General features: G+C 69.4%; 1 pseudogene. It reads right to left on the bottom strand.

Features of this window, described 5'->3' with window-relative positions:
* Window positions 1–209: pseudogene (locus ACSNOB_RS32220) on the bottom strand (phosphoheptose isomerase); the annotation flags it as partial.

The raw sequence follows: 209 nt of genomic DNA on the forward strand, positions 1-209 counted from the left end.
TCCACGTACTCGCAGAGCAGGTGGCTGGTGACGAGGTGGAGTTCCTGGACGACCTGGCTGTCGGGTGAGGGGACGGCGAGGACGTCGTGGCATGTGTCGGCGAGGGGGTTGGGGGTGGGTCCGGTGAGGGCCCAGCAGTGCAGTCCGGTGTCGCGGCCGGCTTGGGCGGCGGTGAGGAGGTTGGTGCTGGTGCCGCTGGTGGACATGAG

The sequence above is a fragment of the Micromonospora sp. URMC 106 genome, from assembly GCF_051386395.1.
Lineage (GTDB): Bacteria > Actinomycetota > Actinomycetes > Mycobacteriales > Micromonosporaceae > Micromonospora.